We start from the raw sequence: 18,684 nt of genomic DNA, 5'->3' as shown, positions 1-18,684 counted from the left end.
CCTTAATCCAAATTAACTGCCTTTACCATATATAATTCATTTTCAGCAAGGTCGTCAATCATCCCTTGTGGTTTTGATATTAATTGCTTAAAGCCATTGTTTTTATAAAATACTATCGCGTTTTCATTGGCTATCATGACGGTTAATTCTAGTTGTTTTAGTTTAGACAGACGCGCCCACGCTTCGACATGTGCCAATAATTTCCCGCCAAGCCCCAAACCGATACTCGCTTGCTGAATACCCATAACCAAAGAGGCAGTATGACTATCACCACTAATATAACCTGTTATGCCTATCGCAAAACCGATCAGTTTATGGTTACCTCGTTCTATTACATAAAGCACTTGGGTTGCTGAATTGATAAATAACGCCAGGTGCTCGCTGAGTTCAGTCGCACTATTTTTCTCACCCATGGACATAAACGGCGTTTCGTTATTCAGTTGCGAAAATAACGCTGATAACGCGTGAGCATCCGTCACTTTGACTGGTCGAATTATTTCCATAAATATTCTCTAATCGAATTGCAAATAATCACGTGTGGCAATTGAAAATTAACAATAGCCACAAACTCGCGTATCATAGGTGCATCTAAAACCAGACGCTAGCGGTTACTCATCAATAACACAGCATCTGTCTGCCCAATATCGCACTGTAATATAACACCAAGGTTCATCAATGGTTTTCATCTCGAGCAATGTATCAATTCCAGATTCAGAAATTGATATTCAAGCCATCCGCGCACAAGGCGCCGGTGGTCAAAACGTCAATAAAGTATCAACGGCGATCCATTTGCGCTTTGATATTAAGTCGTCTTCACTACCCGATTTTTATAAAGAAAGATTATTAGCGTTAAGCGATCATCGTATTACCAAAGACGGTGTGATCATAATAAAATCACAAGAATCGCGTAGTCAGGATTATAACAAACAGGTGGCATTTGAACGTTTAGTTGAATTGATTAAGCAGGCGACCGTGATCCAAAAGGCACGTCGTGCCACCAAGCCGAGTCGTAATGCCAAAAAGAAACGTATGGACACTAAAACTCAGCGTGGTAAGACCAAAAACATGCGCGGTAAAGTTAGCTTTTAGCTTGCTCCCAAGCTGCATGGTAACTATTTAACGCCAGTTTAAATGCCGCTTGTTGACGTTTATCAATTGCCGACGCAATAGGAATGTCCGCAGTCATCGCATTAACTGCACGGCCACGTATGTGTAGCTCGTAATGTAAATGAGGGCCGGTAACACGACCACTATTACCCGATAACGCAATTTTTTGTCCACGTTTTATTCGCTGTCCTTTTCTCACCAACGCCTTACTTAAGTGTAAAAAACGAGTACGGTATGTTTGACCATTCGAGATCTCAATATACAGTCCAGCATACTTATGATTAACCACTCGCGACACTACACCATCACCCGTTGCATAAACAGAGGTACCAATTGGTACCGCAAAATCTGTACCGTTATGCGGACGTAATAAACCTGTCACGGGGTGTACACGTCTTGGATTGAAGCTTGATGATATACGATACTTACTGCTAACAGGACGACGCACAAACGCGCGTTCAATGCTCAGGCCTGCTTCGTCATAATAAATACCTTCATACAAATAGGCACTAATATTACGATTACGATTATTAATACTTACCGCATCAATACGATTTTCACCGGTGAGTTGATCTCCGATATATTGACGAGACACTAAGACTTTAAACGTATCTCCGCTACGTAAGTCTCGGCTAAAATTAATTTTGTCTTTTAATAACGTCACAATGAATTGTGCTTCAAATAACGATAGTCCTGCTTGCTTTGCCGAACTAGAAAAACTGTTTTCAACGGTACCGATGTAACTATGGTCTCGCCATTCACCGTCAACATTTATCTCTTCAAACTCAAAACCGGTCTCACCTAAACGCTTATAAACGACTTGATGAGCAAGACTTACTTGTAATTCTAAACGCGTCAATTCGCCTTCAAACTCGGTGAATATTAAGGTTTGTCCGGGTTTAATGCTATCTAACGCCAGAACGTTTAAATCCACTTCCAGTATTTGATATAAACTCGTTTGACTTAAATCTAACTGCTCAAAAATAGCCCCTAAGGTGTCACCCTTTTGGATCACGTAGTTAATGGTTTTTGGGTACGACTTTGCAAGATCCTCAGCGATTACAGCAACAGCCGATTCAGTAACAGTCGCAACGGGATCAGGCAATGCTGATTGTGACAATGATTCAGGTAGCAACGTAGCTGTTTTTGCTTTCGATACATCCGTAATTTCAGCGGTAACAGGATTAGCACTGACGCCGATATTATTACTGTCATCGACTTTATCTGTCACTGGTAATAGCGCGACAATGATGAGTAATACACTTGTTAATAGCACCCACGTTAGCACTAACTGTAATTTATTTTTTTTAATTGACGACATTTAATGAATACCCAGTCTTCGTTCAAAATAGCAGTAATTAGCATAATAAGACCGAAATGGTATAACACAACAAAACAAAGGCATAGTATAGATAACGTAAATATGTGTAAATCAGGCGAAAATTTTAGTATCTGAAACTAACCCACAATCACATAACTCGGATCAATTTGAAAAATGCCGAGTACAATTAATACATTACCAACAACCGTTAACCAAAAAATACGTTTGAAACTGATTTTACTTTTTTTATGAGAAAAGAGTTTTTGTCCGACGAGCGCACCTGGCCAACCACCTAACAGCGCCAACAAGTGCAATGTACGCTCTGGTGTACGCCATCCCTGCCGTTTAGCCGCCCATTTATCTTTACCATATACCAATAGAGTAATGATACTCAATACTAAATAACTGTAACCTAACCATACCAACATCACATTATCCTTAGATATAAAAACGGCAAGCGCGATGCTTGCCGTATTAATCTACCTAAATATAACGTCGACTACCAGTTATCAGTAGCCCATTGCAGTTGCTCATCAGTATCCATAAAGCTCCACGCTAATATACGACTGACTTTTTGACCTTGCGACATAGGGATCACGCGGATTTGTTTTACGCCAAGCGATTGTAAATACTCTTCAAGTTCTTCGATATGCTCACCCTTTGAGATAAGACTCGTGAACCAAGACACTTGCTCAGTGAAATCTTTACTTTCTTTCGCCATGTCTTTAACAAAGCGTAACTCGCCACCTTCACACCAAAGTTCGCTGTTCTGACCACCGAAGTTCAACTTAGTGGTATCCGTTGGCGCTGCTTTACCTTTGTGTAAATTTTTAATTTTACGCTCGGTGCCAGCGGCCGCATCTGCCATTGATGCATGGAATGGCGGGTTACAAACCGTAACCGCATATTTATCGTTATACTTAATCACACCTTTAAACATACTGCCCGATGTTTTCTTCAACACGACTTTAATCGCTTTGTTTAAACCTGGGTTCGCTTGCACGATTACATTCGCAGTTTTTGCTGCCACAGTGTCAATATCGGTAGCGACAAAGCCCCAACCATAACTGCGATGACCAAGAATAGGGTAAATACAGTTAGCCCCAGTACCAATGTCTAACGCTTTAACACGCTTACCGGTTGGCACTTCGCCATTATTCATTTCTGCCAGTAAATCAGCAATGTAATGAATGTAATCTGCACGACCTGGAATTGGCGGACATAAATAACCTGTCGGGATCTGCCAATTTGGTACTTGGTAAAAATGGGCTAATAATGCACTGTTCAAGCAAATGACGGCTTTATCATCACTAAAATCGACCGTATCTTCTCCACTAGGATTTTGCGTTATGAACGCTTTTAACGCTGGGTATGTTTTAACTAAGGCGGTTAAATCATAACGTCCCTGATGTGGATTACGGGGATGCAATGTAGCGATTTTTTTAGTCATGATAAATCTTCTTTTATTTGTCTGAAACGAACTCTGCGGGATAATAGCAGATTACGAATAATTATTGCTGCTTTCCTACATATGTTTTTTTACACGTCGTGTCGGCATCGCTTCTAATGGGTTATCTGGCCAATAATGCTTCGGATAACGACCTTTCATTTCTTTTTTCACCTCGGCATAACTGCCACTCCAAAAGCCCAATAAATCTTGGGTTATCTGTAGTGGACGTTGGGCCGGTGACAGTAATTCAATCACAATCGGTACGCGGCCATTGGCTACCGCAGGTTTATTAGCTTGACCAAACATCTCTTGAATACGCACCGGTAAACTCGGCGCGGCATTATCATTATAACGTAACTTAATTTTTGAACCTGTTGGCACTGTAAAATGAGTGGGTAACTCTTTATCCAAACGCTGCTGTAGCGACCACTCCAAACGTGATAACAACGCCTCTGTTAACGGTATTTTTTTCATCTGCGCAGGCCCAGTTACGCCTGTTAAGTACGGCAGTAACCAGTGTTCTAGATCGTCAATTAAAGCCACATCACTGTAATCAACAAAGCCCAATTCAGACAGCCACTGGTGTGCGCAACGCAAGCGTGTAAGTAAAGCCTTATTTTGTTCGTTCCACGGTAATACCGACAAACCAGCCTTGCGAATGCCAGCCAGTACTGCTGTTTGCTTTTGCGCTGGGGTGATATCGGTTAATACCTTACGGGATAATACTAACTTGCCTAAACATTGACGCTGCTCAGCAATCAATTTCTGCGCTTTTAAGTCCCATTGCACAAACGCCTGTTGACTAAATAACTGCGGTAACCACGTTTGTAATTCCACGAGGTCAATTGCACAGGCGTTATACACCATGGCATCAGCGCCTTGTTCGGTTAAGGATAAATCAGCCACAACCATTAATTCAGCACTGGTTAAACTGGCGTCGCTCATCAATTTAACCCCGAGTCCATTACTTAACATATACAGCACATCTTGCCCGTGACCAGCTTGCCCTCGTCCTGTACTATCACGACGCTGTGCGATACGGTCTGGATACGCTAACGCTAATAACAACCCAGTATAAGCATTCGTGTTTCGATACTGACTGCTGCTTTTCACAAAGCTAAAACGTTGGGCCCATTGCTGTGCTTGACGTTGCGCTTGTTTAAATTGCCCCGATGCCATTTGTTGTAATGCAGAATCCAAATCAAGTGGTAAGCGTTCACTACCTTCAAGTAATGCGATTAATCGACAGGCCAACCAACTAATACCCGGCAGTTCACTTTCCCACTCTTTTGCCGTTAACAGCATATGCGCTAACCGTGGTGACATACCAAATTCAGCCAATGCTTGGCCATGTTTACTGCAACTCCCCGCGTCTAGAGCGCCAAGTTCGGTTAATAACGATTCAGCATATTGCACATTTGCCAATGAAGGCTGATCGAGTAATGACAGTTCCGTAAAGCTATTGACCCCCCATACCTTAAGTTCTAAGCAGGTTGAAGTTAAATCAGCAGCAATAATTTCTGGTTCTATTTGTGCATCTAAGCGACTGTGATCTTCTTCACGCCATAAACGATAACAGTGCCCTACTTGTAAACGCCCCGCACGCCCTGCTCGTTGAGTTGCAGATGCTTGGCTTATTCGTCTGGTCTGTAATCTGCTGACCCCCGAGCGTGGGGAGAAGCTAACTCGGCGCTCAAGGCCAGAATCAATCACCACCGAAATACCTTCAATAGTTAATGAGGTTTCGGCTATGTTGGTCGCCAATACAATCTTGCGTTGCCCTGCGGCGATAGGATTAATTGCTGCCTGTTGCTGCTGTTGCGTTAATTGGCCATATAAGGGCAGTACTTGTAGATGCGCATTAACTAATTCTTGTAACTGTTGCTGGCAACGTTTAATTTCACTCACCCCAGGCAAAAATACCAGAATATTACCGCCCTGCTGCTGTAGCGCTAATTTAACCGTTGCTGTTATCGCGCTGGGCAACGCTTGCTTAATCGTACTACGCTGTAAGTTCATCGGGTGATAACTATAAGAAACCGGGAAACAACGTCCTTCTGCCGTTAATAGTTTCGCCTCTGGCAACATTTTCTGTAGCCCTTCGCTGTCGAGCGTTGCCGACATCACTAATAAATTTAAATCATCGCGTAAACCTTGCTGCACTTCGAGCGCAAACGCTAAACCGATATCAGCATTGAGTGAGCGTTCGTGAAATTCATCAAATATAATGAGATCGTAATCGCTGAGTTCCGGATCTTGCTGGATCATCCGCGTTAAGATCCCTTCAGTTACCACTTCCAACCGTGTTGATTTCGACACTTTAGTATCGCCACGCATACGATAACCAATATCTTCTCCGACTTTTTGTTGTAACTGCGAGGCCATAAATACAGCAATATTACGCGCAGCAAGACGCCTTGGTTCTAACATTAAAATTCGACCACTAAAGATATTTTCTTGCAGTAATTTAAGTGGTAATAAGGTTGATTTACCAGCACCAGGTGGCGCTTGCAAGATAATTTGATTGGATGATTTTAAGGCTGTAAATAAATCGGGTAATACGGCGGTGATCGGTAACGCTGCCACAAAGGCCTCTCAGAATAAAATAAATTAATCAGTAATAGTTCGATTTTACCCTAAAAACACCATTCATTAAATTTAAGTCTATTATTTATAAGGAATAGCAAAAGGAAGTTACTATGCGCCTATCTACGTCACTTTTTTTATCCTTATTATTCACACTCAGTTATAACCATACCGCAATGGCTCACATTGGCTTTTGGTCAAAAACATATACTATTACCCATCAACTCAGCAATGGCGAAAGTATTGCCAGTGCCAAACAAATTATGCAAGAAAAAGCCCGTATCAAAGCCAGCTTTAATGTACGTAATTATCAATTAATGAACAAACCCGTCAATCTTACTAACTACAAACAATATGTGCCTATTATTCAAGCCGCGTATATTAAAATTACGCCACAAAACAAACCACAGATAGTCAAAGATAAAGATGTGTACAAAGGTCAAATATTTGTAGTACAGCAAATACGGGCAACATTTGATGAACATTACATTGGCCAAAGCATCGCCATATTACGTAACAGTCCCACGATAGAAAAAAGTCTGATCACCCTAGATAACGAATTCGATAATAATTTAAAAAATTTAGGTGAGATCAAATTAGCCATTGCTGAACAACAAATATCAACGCAGCAAAGCGCACGGTTAATACGCCAACAAGACCGTCAAGTCATGCAGCTTACATCGGTACTCGATGATGTAAAGCGCCTGTTTTCAGATCACGGTAGTAGCCCGCAATTCAATCTAGCCCAGTTATTAAAAGTACGAGATAGTATTGAAGCAGAAGTCATTGACCCTATCCTCAATACCAAAGTACGAACACGCATCACCAATGTTGAAGAACTGAATAATGGCGATGTTAAAGTCCAAGTGCAAGTTGGCTGGACCCTCCCTATACACCATATGCGTATATTACATAAATACGTGCGTTCTGCCGATGTTACTGCCCCCGGTGGTAGCTCTACGTATTTAAAACTATCCCGGTTTTATAACGAAAAAGAGCGTGCACCGTCGATACTGTCAGCTAACATCTATAATTACCTTGCCAGTCAAAAAATCTATTTTGATATTTCAATTGGTAACCAGCATCAAATGTTAGGTGTGCTGTATCCTAATGGGGGAGATCTGATGAACAACTGTAATAACCCACTCGCTCGCGATGCTGACAGCCCAGATAAAACCTCGATATGTATTGTCGAGCAAGTATTTAACGACCAACAGATTTTATCACAACCCAATATCGCTAACCCGCTTACATTCATCCTCAATGCGAATGAGATTAATGGCCAATTGACCGTCAATGTAAAACAAATATGGCAAAAATCTGGGGGTGAAGAAGACAAACAGTGGCGACGAGATCTGTCTAAGTTCAACTAATTACCTTTCGACGACATAGGCAACCATGATGTTGTAACCTCTGGTTACCTATGGCTTTCTTTTCCAAAAATTATTATGCTCTAGGCTGTTTTCCCACTAATGAGCTGATTATGCATTATCCAACACCCTTACAGTCCGCCACGTTAATTAAACGCTACAAGCGATTTTTAGCCGATGTCATTCTTGAAAATGGTGAAGAAGTTACCATTCACTGTGCTAATACCGGTGCAATGACAGGCTGTGGTGATCCAGGCGATACTATCTGGTACTCAACCTCAGACAATCCAAAACGTAAATATTCACGCTCTTGGGAGCTTACCGAAAAAGCCAATGGTGATTTAATTTGCATCAATACAGCCAGAGCCAACCAACTAGCCAAAGAAGCAATTCAATCGGCCGCTATATCACAGCTAACTGGCTACGAAAATCTGACCACCGAAGTGAAATATGGTAATGAAAATAGCCGGATTGATATTTTACTCGATGATGCTAAACGCGGTAAATGCTATATCGAAGTGAAGAGTGCCAGCTTATTAGAAAACGGCTGTGGTTATTTTCCCGATACTGTCAGCGTCCGGGGACAAAAACACCTCAGAGAGCTGATGACTGTAAAGAAAAACGGACACCGAGCAGTATTATTATTTGTTATTCAGCACACAGGAATTAAGACGCTAAAACCTGCTAAACACTTAGATAAAGACTATAGTAATCTTGTTAAGCAGGCAATTGACCAAGGAGTTGAAGTATTTGCATACGCGAGTACAATAGAAAAACACGAAATTACGTTGATAGAACAAATTTCATTCAACTGTGACTAATGTCACAGCTAAACTAACCCAAAAGAGGGTGTTAGTGAACAATTTGCCAGTTTAGTTTGCGCAGTTTGTGTGTTTCTGGTATTTATACCGCCCATAAATATTGCTTAGCAGTGCTCTGTAATATTATGGCGTAATGCGGACTAGGAGAGATAGCATGCCTGAAGCGAAAAAATTACTCGGTGTTTTAGCCATCGCAGGTGTTGAAGCTTACCAAGAACAGCCTGGTGAAGAATACATGGGCGAGAAGCAACGCGATCACTTTAAAAACATTTTAAGTGCTTGGCGTAATGAACTACGTGAAGAAGTTGATCGCACTGTAGTTCATATGAAGGATGAAGCGTCAAACTTTCCAGATCCTGTTGATAGAGCAGCTCAGGAAGAAGAATTTAGCTTAGAACTTCGAGCACGTGATCGTGAACGAAAACTGATCAAAAAAATCGAAAAAACACTTCAATCAATTGAACATGATGAATTCGGTTTTTGTAACACATGTGGTATCGAAATTGGTATCCGTCGCTTAGAAGCACGACCGACTGCAAACCAATGTATTGACTGCAAAACGCTTTCTGAAATCAAAGAAAAGCAAATGGTTGGCTAATCAGTTTTTAACTGACATGATTTATTGAGGGCTTCTTAGCCCTCTTTCTATTTTAAGAACCCAGTTTATGTCCAATAGCTATGTAGGACGCTTCGCGCCCTCTCCTTCAGGACCATTACATTTTGGTTCCCTGATCGCTGCTGTTGGCAGCTATTTACAAGCAAAAGCCAACCAAGGTACTTGGTTAGTGCGCATTGAAGATCTCGATCCCCCTAGAGAAATTGCAGGTGCCGCAACGAATATCTTAACAACACTCGATGCCTTTGGGTTACATTGGGATGGTGATGTTATCTATCAAAGCCAGCGCAGTTCTGCTTATCAAGAAGCCATTGCCCAGCTTAACCAGCAAGGTTTAACCTACTACTGTCATTGCACCCGCAAACAGATCCAAGCACAAGGCGTCTTTTATCAAGGACACTGTAAGCACAAACAACTGACTGCAAATAATGCCGCCTTGCGGGTAACGACGACAGTGCCAGTTAATCATTTTATGGATGAGTTACATGGTAAAATAGATATCGAGAAAGCACTGGCTGCAGAAGACTTTATCATTCATCGTAAAGATGGCCTGTTTGCTTATAATCTTGCCGTTGTCGTGGATGATATTTACCAAGGTATTACCCAAGTGGTGCGTGGCGCTGATTTAATTGAACCAACAGGACGACAATTATATCTGTTTGAACAATTTTCACAGCCAGCCCCCTCATATTTACATTTGCCTTTGGCCAGTAATGCCGATGGCTCTAAATTGAGTAAACAGAATCATGCGCCCGGCTTAGATATCAGTCAGGCTAAAGCCCTCTTAATTGATGCATTCAGATTCTTAGCATTACCCGTGTGTAACGAGCTTCAAGATCTATCTATCCCCCACCTATTACAATGGGGTACAGAACATTGGTCCGTCAAAAACCTACCCAGACAGAAATCAATCGTATTAAGCCGATAAGGCAAGATTAATACTAAATTTCGTCAACAATCTTTGTCATTTTATCAATGCAGCGCTATTATATGGCGGCATAAATAATTCAACCTATTTTACTATTAATTCGAGGTGTACCATTTTCACTCAAATCACTAAATTCTGTAAAAATATACTAAGCAGAAAGCAGATAGATCAAACATCGGATGTGAAAGAAACTGTTTCTGAAACAGCGTCAAATACACGCAAAGATCGTGATGCACAGAGTAAAAACACACCTGAAGATACTCATTCTAATACGGCCGTTGCGCCAGTAGTACCACAAGATGTACAGAATTTAGGATTAAATGAACTGAAACTGGAGAAGGGTCAACACCCGGTAAACCATAATTTAATTAGTGAAAACGCCTTAAAAGTACTTTATCGTTTACACAAATCAGGCTACCAAGCTTACCTGGTTGGTGGTGGTGTACGTGATATCTTTATCGGCCAAGAACCAAAAGATTTCGATATTGCGACCAATGCTGAACCAGAGCAAATCAAAAAACTATTCCATAACTGCCGTTTAGTGGGCCGCCGCTTCCGTCTTGCTCACATCTTATTTGGCCGTGACATGATCGAAGTTGCAACCTTCCGTGGTCATCACGTAGAAGAAAAAGAACAAAATCAACAAACATCAAAGCAGTCTGATGGTGGCATGCTGTTACGTGATAACGTCTACGGCACCATTAGTGAAGATGCTGAACGTCGTGACTTTACCGTTAATGCACTTTACTACAACATTGCCGACCGTGCTGTTTATGACTTTGCTGGCGGCCTTGCCGATTTACAAAGTAAACAACTACGTTTAATTGGTGATCCAGAGACTCGTTACCGTGAAGATCCAGTACGTATGTTACGTGCAGTGCGTTTTTCCGCTAAATTAGACATGCAAATCAGCCCTGAAGCAGAAGCACCAATCAAACAGCTAGCCAGCTTATTACAAAGTATTCCAGCAGCCCGTTTATTTGAAGAAACATTAAAACTATTCTTAAATGGTCACGGTTTAGCCACTTACAAACTAATGAAAAAACATGGTTTATTCCAACCTTTGTTCCCACTTGTTAGCAAGTATCAAAATGAAGACGGTTCAAGTAACTGTGATAAATTCATCCAAATTGCGTTAGACAATACTGACCGCCGTATTAATGCTGGCAAGCGTGTAACACCGGCTTATTTATATGCCGCGATGTTATGGTATCCACTGGAAGCGATGGCTGAAGAACGCGTTATTGACAGTGGTCTTAACTACAGTGATGCCTTGTTATTAGCAATGAATGACGCGCTGGATTCGCAAACTAAGAGTATTGCAATTCCACGTCGATTCACTTCAACAATCCGTGATATTTGGCATTTACAAGGCCGCTTACCACGTCGCCAAGGTAAACGCGCAGAAAAAGCGTTCGAACACTTAAAATTCCGTGCTGGTTTTGATTTCTTAGAAATGCGCGCCGAGATCCAAGGTGGCGACTTAGTTGAAGTCACTCAATGGTGGCGCGATTATCAAACTGCCAATGCAACAGGCCGTCAAAACTTAATTAAAGAATTGAATGCACCTGCAGGTAAAAAAACACGTCCTCGACGCGCTAAAAAGAAGAAGCCTGCGAGCGAAAGTGATGCTTAGTAGTATGTCAGTTCTAAAAAAACATGATATTAACAAGCAAGACTATACCCGCTGTTATATCGCGATCGGCAGTAATCTTGCCGATCCAGTAGCGCAAGCCAAAGAAGCAATAACAACGCTAGAGGCACTGACTGAAAGTCGTTTTATTTCGGTATCATCCCTGTATGCAAGTAAGCCAATGGGACCACAAGAGCAACCAGATTATATTAATGCGGTTGCCTGTGTCGATACCCGTTTAGCGCCAATTGAATTACTTGATGCGCTACAGCAGATTGAAAATGAGCAAGGCCGTGTACGTAAAGAACATTGGGGAGCAAGAACCCTCGATTTAGATATCTTACTATACGGTGATGACATCATGAGTACACCCCGTTTAACCGTGCCGCATTACGGCATGAAAGAGCGTGAATTTGTACTCTATCCATTAGCAGAAATAGCACCACAATTACAATTACCTTGTGGTCAGGTATTGTCAGACTTCCTTAAGGCCTGTCCGCGTAATGACTTAGCTATTTATCAAAACATAGAGTAATGTGAAGAAGGATTTATAATGAGCAAAGTTACCGTATCTAAACTGCTTAAAATGAAACAAGCAGGACAAAAGTTTGCCAGTATTACCGCTTATGATGCGAGTTTTTCTGCATTATTTGACGAAGCCGGAGTGCCAGTATTATTAGTTGGCGACTCGATGGGCATGGTACTGCAAGGCCACAATGATACGCTACCTGTTACTGTTACAGATATTGCTTATCATACCCGCTGTGTTCGTGCAGGTGCGACTCACTCACTGGTTATCGCAGATATGCCATTTATGAGTTATGCCACTAAAGAGCAGACCTTAACCAATGCGACAACGCTTATGCAAGCGGGTGCCAACATGGTTAAAGTTGAAGGCGGCGAATGGTTAGTTGAGAGCGTTGCAGCACTGACTGAACGCGGTATCCCTGTGTGTGGTCATCTTGGCTTAACACCACAATCCGTTCACGTTTTTGGCGGTTTTAAAGTACAAGGCCGAGCACAAGATAAAGCGGATGAAATGGTCGAGCATGCACTTTCATTACAAGCTGCTGGTATCCAACTATTAGTTGTAGAGTGTATCCCAGCACCGTTGGCAAAACGTATTTCAGAGGCCTTAACTATCCCTGTCATTGGTATTGGTGCTGGTCGCGATACAGATGGTCAAATCTTAGTTATGCATGATGCATTCGGTATTTCGAAAGGCTTTGTACCTAAATTCTCAAAGAATTTTTTAGCCGAAACCGGCGATATGCGTAAAGCCATCATCGCTTATATCGATGAAGTTGCCGCACAGACTTTCCCTGCCGATGAGCACATGTTCTCATAAATTCACATGCACGCTTAAATTGATAGAGGGGGCTATAAGCAAATAGTTAAAATTTGCATGCACCCCCTTTTTCAACATCCCCTACCAATTTAATTAGGTAATTCATATATGGATATTATTGCAAATATTGATGTTCTTAGAGAACAGGTTATCGCTTGGCGTCGTCGTGGTCTATCCACTGCATTTGTACCGACTATGGGTAACTTACACGATGGTCATTTAGCCCTTGTTAAAGAAGCGCAAAAATACGCTGACCGTGTTGTAGTCAGTATATTTGTTAATCCAATGCAGTTTAACCAAGCTGCCGATTTAGCAGCATACCCGCGTACGTTAGACGAAGATTGCCGCGCATTACAAAGTGTTGATACCGATTTAGTCTTCACGCCAAGTCCAGAGCTGATATACCCACACGGCCTAGCATCGCAAACCTTCATTCAAGTGCCGGGTATTTCTGAAGTACTTGAAGGTGCACATCGTCCGGGTCACTTTAATGGTGTATCGACGATTGTGGCTAAATTATTTAATTTAGTACAACCTGACGTGGCTTTATTTGGTGAGAAAGATTTCCAACAATTAGCCTTAATCCGTCATATGGTTGATGATCTGGCAATGCCAATTCAAATTGTTGGCCTGCCGACTGTACGTGAAGAATCAGGCTTGGCAATGAGCTCTCGCAATGGTTTATTAACCGCTGAAGAGCGCATGGTAGCACCACTATTAGCTGATGTGATGGACACTATTGCGAACCAAGTAAGCACTGATGAACAAGCAAATAAAACATTAGTAGCACAAGCCACTGCACAGCTTAATGCTGCTGGTTTTAATACCGATGCGATTGATATTGTTGACGCGGATACGTTAGCGAGTCTCACTAAAGACAGTCAGCAAGCCGTTGTTTTAATGGCTGCATTCTTAGGAAAGGCACGTTTAATCGATAATAAAGTGATTAAATTACGCTAACCATTAGCGCAATTTTACCTAACAACTAGTACAATTGCGCTAATTAAACAAATACGCTACTATGGTCGCGGGTACATATTTTGTACGGTCTGTTTTGTACAGTATATAGTCATAAACTATTAATGGAATGGGTTTTAGAACATGCAAACCACAATGCTAAAAGGTAAATTACACCAAGCGCGTGTAACACATGCAGAATTAAACTATGAAGGTTCATGCGCAATCGATCAAGATATGCTTGATGCGTCAGGGATCCTAGAATATGAAGCAATCGATATCTATAACATTGATAATGGTGAGCGCTTTTCAACTTACGCTATCGCTGGCGAACGCGGTTCGAAAATCATTTCAGTGAACGGCGCGGCAGCACGTAAAGCAGCAGTCGGTGACCGCATCATTATCTGTGCATACGTACGCATGGACAATGAAGAAGCGAAACAACACAAACCTTCGCTTGTTTATCTTGATCAAGTTAATGACATAGTTCGTACAAGTAACGATATTCCAGTACAGGTTGCGTAGTTAGCAAACCGATACGGAATAATGAAAAACCAGCGTCATGCTGGTTTTTTTGTGCCTAAAATCTAGTACCAATCGAAATAAATGAATTACAGGTAATAAAAAAGAGCACCTAAGCGCTCTTTTCTCTTTATTCTTTACTCTAATTAAAGACAGTGTGCCGCAATATCAGCATGCCGAATTTGAATTACAGTGATTCAGCCGTTGCAACAACGTTTGCTACAGTAAAGCCGAACATTTCAAACAGTTGGTCAGCTGGTGCAGATTCGCCAAATGTTGTCATGCCGATGATAGCACCGTTAAAGCCAGTGTATTTGTGCCAGAAGTCAGCGATACCCGCTTCAACCGCAACACGTTTAACAACGTCAGACGGAAGAACTGATTCACGGTATACTGCATCTTGCTTATCAAATACATCTGTTGCAGGCATAGATACAACACGTACCTTACGGCCTTTTGCAGTAAGTTCTGCAGCAGCTTTAGTACAAAGCTCAACTTCAGAACCGGTAGAGATAAGGATAAGCTCTGGTTTGCCATCACAATCAACTAGCGTGTAACCACCTTTAACAACGTTTGCTAACTGAGCATCAGTACGCGGCATAGGTGCTAGACCTTGACGACTGAAAATTAATGCCGTTGGACCGTCTTTACGTTCAATTGCATATTTCCAAGCAACTGCTGATTCGACAGAATCACATGGACGCCATGCGCTCATGTTTGGTGTTAGACGCAAGCTTGCAATTTGCTCTACTGGTTGGTGAGTTGGACCATCTTCACCTAAACCAATTGAGTCATGCGTATACACTTGGATATTTTGCACTTTCATTAATGCAGCCATACGCATTGCATTACGCGCATACTCCATGAACATCAGGAATGTCGCACCGTAAGGCATTAAACCACCGTGTAAAGACATACCATTGATGATTGCCGTCATAGCAAACTCACGTACACCGTAATGCAAGTAGTTACCAGATGCGTCATCAGCAGTAATCGCTTTAGTTCCAGACCACATCGTTAAGTTAGATGGTGCTAAATCAGCTGAGCCACCGAGTAGTTCAGGTAACATTGCACCAAACTCTTCGATACAGTTTTGTGATGCTTTACGTGTCGCTATTTTTGCAGAATCAGCTTGCAGCTGTTTGATGTAGGCAGACGTTTTAGTTTCCCAGTCTGCTGGTAGTTCACCCGAAGTACGACGTGCGTATTCTGCAGCTAGTTCAGGGAATGCCGCTTGATAAGCCGCAAATTTTTCATTCCATGCCGCTTCCGCTTGTGCGCCAGCTTCATTGGCATCCCACTCAGCATAGATATCTGCAGGGATTTCAAATGCAGCGTGTTTCCAACCTAATTTCTCACGTGTTGCAACGATTTCTGCGTCACCTAGAGGAGCACCATGACAGCCATGCGTACCTTCTTTGTTTGGTGAACCAAAACCAATCACTGTTTTACAACAGATAAGACTTGGACGTGATGTTTCAGCTTTAGATGCTTCAATTGCCGCTTGGATTTCTGCAGGGTTGTGACCGTCTACAGAAACAACATGCCAACCGTAAGCTTCAAAACGTTTTACTGTATCGTCAGTGAACCAACCATCAACTTCACCGTCAATTGAAATACCGTTGTCATCCCAGAATGCAACCAGTTTACCTAGACCTAATGTGCCTGCAAGTGAACATGCTTCGTGTGAGATACCTTCCATTAGGCAGCCATCACCTAGGAAAGAATAAGTGTAGTGATCAACAATTTCATGTTCTGGTTTGTTGAACTGCGCTGCTAATGTTTTTTCAGCAATCGCCATACCAACAGCATTAGTAATACCTTGGCCTAGTGGACCTGTTGTTGTTTCAATACCAGGTGCATAACCGTATTCTGGGTGACCAGGTGTTTTTGAATGCAACTGACGGAAGTTTTTCAATTCTTCAATTGGTAATGCATAGCCAGTAAGGTGAAGCAGTGAGTAAATAAGCATTGAGCCATGACCGTTTGAAAGAATAAAGCGATCACGGTCAACCCAGTTTGGATTTGCTGGGTTATGGTTAAGATTTTTACGCCATAAAACTTCGGCAATATCTGCCATGCCCATTGGTGCGCCTGGATGGCCTGAATTTGCTTGTTGAACTGCGTCCATGCTTAATGCACGGATTGCGTTCGCTAGCTCTTGACGAGATGGCATATTTTGCTCCTGCTATGATTAATTTAAAATACTTTTAAGCTGTTATATTGTCATAAAATTATCTTATGTATAACAAGTTTTTTTAGTTTATTTAGATTTATCGGATTTTAGATTCCGGTCGGGGTATTAACGTTCTATACAAACCCCTTAACCTTTCGAATGAAAGTATACTAGCACTCAAGCGAACTTAACGCTGCAGTTTTATTAACAATAATGTGAGCCTTGTACATAAATAATATTTTTTAATCGGAATTGTTTTTATGCGATCTAACTAAAAAGAAATACTATCGAAGCTGTTTATTCGTTATACTGTTTCTGCATTCATTCTCCACAACGAACTTAGCAGAAAACGGCACATGCAAATGGCTAAATCGCCCAATTTAAAATTTTTCAAAACTGCACTGCGTAAGCATCGTACAAGTCCAAAATTACTTTCTGCCAAACACGACTACATTGTGCTACCTATTATTTCTGCGCTTGTTGGCGGGATGACAGGCTTAATCATCGCCCTATTTGAAGCGGCGGTACTATGGACTGACGCCCAACGATTACAAATGTTCAATCCTTTAGCACTGCCACCAAGCCTCAATATACTGTTAATCATAATACTCAGTGGCGCTATGGTTGGTTTTTCATTTTGGCTAACATTACGCTTCGCCCCCGAAGCATCGGGCAGTGGCATTACCCATATCGAAGGTGCGCTTGATGGCATGTATGACATTCGCTGGCGTCGCTTATTGCCGGTTAAATTTATAGCAGGTACATTAGCCATTAGTTCAGGTATGATTTTTGGTCGGGCGGGCCCGTCGATTCAAATCGGCGGCACAATTGGGCGCATGTTTGCAGACACAGCAAAGCGTTATACCAATGCCACTCATATCCTTGTTGCTGCTGGGGCGGCGGCGGGGCTGGCAGCCGCATTTAATGCGCCACTTGCCGGGATTTTATTTGTTATTGAAGAAATGCGTCCCCATTTTCGTTACAACATGACATCGATAAAATGTGTGACTCTCGCAGCGGCGGTTTCCACCATTGTGATGCGCGCTTTTCATGGCCAAGAAGCCGTTATGCCAGTCATGCATTTTGACGTTCCACCACTAACCTCGCTTTGGCTATTTCTTTTATTAGGCTCCATTTTTGGTGTCATTGGCGTGTATTTTAATCGCTGGATTATAAACAGTACAAAATTATTAAAACGTAAACAAAATAATAAAATGCACCGTATTATTCTTACCGGTGTATTCTTTGGTTGCCTGTTTGCCTTATTACAGTCATTTGCCCCTGACACCGCTGGTAACGGTAGAGATCTAATGGTCAGGATGATTCAAGAGCCAAGTACTTGGGCTATTTTAGTCGGCTTATTTGTGATCCGCCTATTCGGTACTATCGCTTGTTTTGCTTCGGGCGCACCTGGCGGTGTGTTTACCCCAATGTTAACACTAGGCACTTTATTTGGCCTTGCTTATGGCGTTATTGCAGCCGAGCTATTTCCCAGCTTCGTAGCCGAACCAACGGTATACGCGATAGCAGGGATGGGGGCATTATTTGCCGCGACAGTAAGAGCGCCAGTGACTGGCATTGTATTAGTGGTTGAAATGACTGATAGCTATGAGTTGATTCTACCTTTACTCATCACTTGTCTTGGCGCAACGTTTGTCGCCCAAGCAATCGGTGGAAAGCCGCTTTATGCAGAATTATTAAAGCTGTCATTACCTAAAGAACCGGCAGCAGAAGATAACGCTATAACAACAACACGCTCTCCAACAAGTTAATGCCACATTTTAACTAGAAACAAAAAAAGCACCCTATTAGGTGCTTTTTTCATGATATTGACTAAGTCTATAAACGT

At 42.0% G+C, this 18,684-nt stretch carries 17 protein-coding genes; 11 read left to right on the top strand and 6 right to left on the bottom strand.

All coding sequences use genetic code 11. The features are described from left to right. Positions 1 to 2: 2 nt before the first annotated feature. Positions 3 to 503, bottom strand: coding sequence for a GNAT family N-acetyltransferase (locus tag AKG98_RS00250; protein WP_067039596.1), 501 nt, complete (start codon positions 501 to 503; stop codon positions 3 to 5). Positions 504 to 675: 172 nt separating this feature from the next. Here AKG98_RS00250 and arfB point away from each other — a divergent pair, with 172 nt between their 5' ends. Then, positions 676 to 1,089, top strand: coding sequence for an alternative ribosome rescue aminoacyl-tRNA hydrolase ArfB (arfB, locus tag AKG98_RS00245; protein WP_067039593.1), 414 nt, complete (start codon positions 676 to 678; stop codon positions 1,087 to 1,089). On the opposite strand, the gene AKG98_RS00240 is transcribed toward arfB, so the two are convergent. From AKG98_RS00240 to hrpB, 4 genes are all read right to left on the bottom strand, one after another. Beyond that, entirely contained in the window at positions 1,079 to 2,428 is a 1,350-nt protein-coding gene (locus AKG98_RS00240) for a peptidoglycan DD-metalloendopeptidase family protein (protein ID WP_067039590.1), read from the bottom strand. The genes arfB and AKG98_RS00240 overlap by 11 nt on opposite strands. A gap of 137 nt (positions 2,429 to 2,565) precedes the next feature. Then, entirely contained in the window at positions 2,566 to 2,856 is a 291-nt protein-coding gene (locus tag AKG98_RS00235; RefSeq protein WP_067039587.1) for a DUF1294 domain-containing protein, read from the bottom strand. 71 nt (positions 2,857 to 2,927) lie between these two features. Continuing rightward, the gene (rlmF, locus tag AKG98_RS00230) at positions 2,928 to 3,878 is read right to left on the bottom strand and encodes a 23S rRNA (adenine(1618)-N(6))-methyltransferase RlmF (protein WP_067039584.1); all 951 of its coding nucleotides are present in this window, start codon (positions 3,876 to 3,878) and stop codon (positions 2,928 to 2,930) included. A 75-nt stretch (positions 3,879 to 3,953) separates the two neighbouring features. Continuing rightward, on the bottom strand, positions 3,954 to 6,464 hold the full coding sequence (gene hrpB / locus AKG98_RS00225; protein ID WP_067039581.1) for an ATP-dependent helicase HrpB: 2,511 nt from the start codon (positions 6,462 to 6,464) through the stop codon (positions 3,954 to 3,956). A 113-nt stretch (positions 6,465 to 6,577) separates the two neighbouring features. On the opposite strand from hrpB, the gene AKG98_RS00220 reads away from it, so the two are divergent. The 9 genes from AKG98_RS00220 (at position 6,578) to panD (ending at position 14,662) form a co-directional block, all read left to right on the top strand. After that, entirely contained in the window at positions 6,578 to 7,837 is a 1,260-nt protein-coding gene (locus AKG98_RS00220; RefSeq protein WP_067039578.1) for a sugar fermentation stimulation protein, read from the top strand. A 110-nt stretch (positions 7,838 to 7,947) separates the two neighbouring features. Next, a complete protein-coding gene (gene sfsA / locus AKG98_RS00215; protein WP_067039575.1) occupies positions 7,948 to 8,655 on the top strand; it encodes a DNA/RNA nuclease SfsA in 708 nt (235 codons plus the stop codon). Between the two features lie 154 nt (positions 8,656 to 8,809). Next, the gene (dksA, locus tag AKG98_RS00210) at positions 8,810 to 9,253 is read left to right on the top strand and encodes an RNA polymerase-binding protein DksA (RefSeq protein WP_067039573.1); all 444 of its coding nucleotides are present in this window, start codon (positions 8,810 to 8,812) and stop codon (positions 9,251 to 9,253) included. A gap of 67 nt (positions 9,254 to 9,320) precedes the next feature. Next, positions 9,321 to 10,199: a tRNA glutamyl-Q(34) synthetase GluQRS gene (gene gluQRS / locus AKG98_RS00205; protein WP_067039570.1), complete on the top strand. Its 879-nt coding sequence runs from the start codon at positions 9,321 to 9,323 to the stop codon at positions 10,197 to 10,199. Between the two features lie 181 nt (positions 10,200 to 10,380). Further along, the gene (pcnB, locus tag AKG98_RS00200) at positions 10,381 to 11,835 is read left to right on the top strand and encodes a polynucleotide adenylyltransferase PcnB (protein WP_198155359.1); all 1,455 of its coding nucleotides are present in this window, start codon (positions 10,381 to 10,383) and stop codon (positions 11,833 to 11,835) included. Positions 11,836 to 11,839: 4 nt separating this feature from the next. After that, the gene (gene folK, locus AKG98_RS00195) at positions 11,840 to 12,367 is read left to right on the top strand and encodes a 2-amino-4-hydroxy-6-hydroxymethyldihydropteridine diphosphokinase (RefSeq protein WP_067040691.1); all 528 of its coding nucleotides are present in this window, start codon (positions 11,840 to 11,842) and stop codon (positions 12,365 to 12,367) included. Positions 12,368 to 12,385: 18 nt separating this feature from the next. Then, positions 12,386 to 13,180, top strand: a complete 795-nt coding sequence (gene panB, locus AKG98_RS00190) for a 3-methyl-2-oxobutanoate hydroxymethyltransferase (RefSeq protein ID WP_067039567.1) — start codon at positions 12,386 to 12,388, stop codon at positions 13,178 to 13,180. A 108-nt stretch (positions 13,181 to 13,288) separates the two neighbouring features. Beyond that, on the top strand, positions 13,289 to 14,140 hold the full coding sequence (gene panC / locus AKG98_RS00185; protein ID WP_067039564.1) for a pantoate--beta-alanine ligase: 852 nt from the start codon (positions 13,289 to 13,291) through the stop codon (positions 14,138 to 14,140). Between the two features lie 141 nt (positions 14,141 to 14,281). Further along, positions 14,282 to 14,662 carry an aspartate 1-decarboxylase gene (panD, locus tag AKG98_RS00180; protein ID WP_067039560.1) on the top strand — a complete coding sequence of 127 codons (381 nt, stop codon included), beginning with the start codon at positions 14,282 to 14,284 and terminating at the stop codon, positions 14,660 to 14,662. A gap of 184 nt (positions 14,663 to 14,846) precedes the next feature. Here the strand turns inward: panD and tkt are convergent, their stop codons facing one another. Next, positions 14,847 to 16,835, bottom strand: a complete 1,989-nt coding sequence (tkt, locus tag AKG98_RS00175; protein WP_067039557.1) for a transketolase — start codon at positions 16,833 to 16,835, stop codon at positions 14,847 to 14,849. Between the two features lie 362 nt (positions 16,836 to 17,197). Between tkt and clcA the strand changes: the two genes are divergently transcribed. Next, positions 17,198 to 18,607, top strand: coding sequence for a H(+)/Cl(-) exchange transporter ClcA (gene clcA / locus AKG98_RS00170; RefSeq protein WP_067039554.1), 1,410 nt, complete (start codon positions 17,198 to 17,200; stop codon positions 18,605 to 18,607). Positions 18,608 to 18,684 lie beyond the last annotated feature (77 nt).

The organism is Moritella sp. JT01, from assembly GCF_001574435.1.
GTDB lineage: Bacteria > Pseudomonadota > Gammaproteobacteria > Enterobacterales > Moritellaceae > Moritella.
Note: the sequence above shows the minus strand (reverse complement) of the source record. Positions and strands in the feature narration are given on the sequence as shown.

What these genes read in the sequence shown, in the direction of transcription:
- panB (WP_067039567.1), top strand. Translation starts at nt 12,386, where the DNA reads ATGAGCAAAGTTACCGTATCTAAACTGCTTAAAATGAAACAAGCAGGA.
- AKG98_RS00235 (WP_067039587.1), bottom strand. Translation starts at nt 2,856, where the DNA reads ATGTTGGTATGGTTAGGTTACAGTTATTTAGTATTGAGTATCATTACT.
- sfsA (WP_067039575.1), top strand. Translation starts at nt 7,948, where the DNA reads ATGCATTATCCAACACCCTTACAGTCCGCCACGTTAATTAAACGCTAC.
- gluQRS (WP_067039570.1), top strand. Translation starts at nt 9,321, where the DNA reads ATGTCCAATAGCTATGTAGGACGCTTCGCGCCCTCTCCTTCAGGACCA.
- panD (WP_067039560.1), top strand. Translation starts at nt 14,282, where the DNA reads ATGCAAACCACAATGCTAAAAGGTAAATTACACCAAGCGCGTGTAACA.
- rlmF (WP_067039584.1), bottom strand. Translation starts at nt 3,878, where the DNA reads ATGACTAAAAAAATCGCTACATTGCATCCCCGTAATCCACATCAGGGA.
- panC (WP_067039564.1), top strand. Translation starts at nt 13,289, where the DNA reads ATGGATATTATTGCAAATATTGATGTTCTTAGAGAACAGGTTATCGCT.
- AKG98_RS00250 (WP_067039596.1), bottom strand. Translation starts at nt 503, where the DNA reads ATGGAAATAATTCGACCAGTCAAAGTGACGGATGCTCACGCGTTATCA.
- clcA (WP_067039554.1), top strand. Translation starts at nt 17,198, where the DNA reads ATGGCTAAATCGCCCAATTTAAAATTTTTCAAAACTGCACTGCGTAAG.
- AKG98_RS00220 (WP_067039578.1), top strand. Translation starts at nt 6,578, where the DNA reads ATGCGCCTATCTACGTCACTTTTTTTATCCTTATTATTCACACTCAGT.
- arfB (WP_067039593.1), top strand. Translation starts at nt 676, where the DNA reads ATGGTTTTCATCTCGAGCAATGTATCAATTCCAGATTCAGAAATTGAT.
- AKG98_RS00240 (WP_067039590.1), bottom strand. Translation starts at nt 2,428, where the DNA reads ATGTCGTCAATTAAAAAAAATAAATTACAGTTAGTGCTAACGTGGGTG.
- folK (WP_067040691.1), top strand. Translation starts at nt 11,840, where the DNA reads ATGTCAGTTCTAAAAAAACATGATATTAACAAGCAAGACTATACCCGC.
- tkt (WP_067039557.1), bottom strand. Translation starts at nt 16,835, where the DNA reads ATGCCATCTCGTCAAGAGCTAGCGAACGCAATCCGTGCATTAAGCATG.
- dksA (WP_067039573.1), top strand. Translation starts at nt 8,810, where the DNA reads ATGCCTGAAGCGAAAAAATTACTCGGTGTTTTAGCCATCGCAGGTGTT.